Here is a 1,080-nt window from a genome sequence, read left to right on the forward strand (position 1 = left end):
TTCCTGCTTGAGCGTGGCACGGTCATCGCGCAGAGGCGCCATAAGCTTGAGCAGGCAGTGGATGCCTTGCTTGCAGATCCGGACTTCATGAGCGGCAGTCGCATTCGTCGCTTGCTCGCCGATATGCGGCAGGAATGGATCGATCTCGATCGCCGCATCGGGGCTCTGGACCGGGAATTCGTCGAACTCGCTCGCGACAATGTGGCCGCTCGGCGGCTGACGTCGATCCCCGGCATCGGCGCCCTCAACGCTACCGCACTCGTGGCTGCTGTTGGCGACGGCGCGACCTTCGCCAAGGCTCGCGATCTTGGCGCATGGCTGGGGCTCGTCCCGCGACAGCACACGACCGGAGGCAAGCCGAGACTGCTTGGTATCTCCAAGCGCGGCAACAAATACCTGCGCACGCTACTGATCCATGGGGCCAGGGCCGCCTTGCCGTCACTGGCCCGAAGCCAGACCACGCTGGGCGTTTGGTTACGTGATCTGCTGGCAAGACGACACCGCAATACGGTGGTCGTCGCGCTGGCCAACAAACTCGCCCGTATCGCATGGATGATATTGCGACACGAGGTAACCTTCCAGGCCAACCGAGCCACGGCGATGGCAGCTTGAAACAATCAGGTCAGCGGCGACACGAAATGACGCCGTGTGACCCATGATGTCTGCGGGAGGACTTTGAAAGATGGCCTGACGGTCAAGCCGACGCTCTGGAAGCCTGGTTCAAAAGATGGCGCGTCGACGCCGTGAGTTTTATCAGGCCCGGAGCGTGCGGATCTCCATCTCGGCGACGGCTTCAGCCGACACGCCGTATACGTTGATGCAGACCAATAGTTGCCATCAGAAATAAACCTCTTGCCGACGGGCGGGCCATACGTTTTTGAACTCCTCGACAATATGGACGTCCTGGCCCGGATGATGTGGGCGCGCGCTGATGTGCGAAAAGCCGAGCTTGTGCAGCAGTTTCCCGACATAGCGCGCGTCGTAGTCCACGCCGAAGCGCTCCTTGATGACGCGCTTCAGGTCGATGCGCCGCCAGCGCACGACGCCGTCAACGGCACGGTCCGGCCCCGTCTCCACCAT

1 protein-coding gene and 1 pseudogene are annotated in these 1,080 nt (G+C 61.9%); one reads left to right on the forward strand and one right to left on the reverse strand.

Features of this window, described 5'->3' with window-relative positions:
- On the forward strand, positions 1 to 612 hold a 612-nt coding region (locus tag EN780_RS34870), incomplete at its 5' end, for an IS110 family transposase (RefSeq protein ID WP_245500223.1).
- A 252-nt stretch (positions 613 to 864) separates the two neighbouring features.
- Here EN780_RS34870 and EN780_RS34875 read toward each other — a convergent pair.
- Positions 865 to 1,080: pseudogene (locus tag EN780_RS34875) on the reverse strand (winged helix-turn-helix domain-containing protein); the annotation flags it as partial.

The organism is Mesorhizobium sp. M4B.F.Ca.ET.089.01.1.1, assembly GCF_004022605.1.
GTDB lineage: Bacteria > Pseudomonadota > Alphaproteobacteria > Rhizobiales > Rhizobiaceae > Mesorhizobium > Mesorhizobium abyssinicae.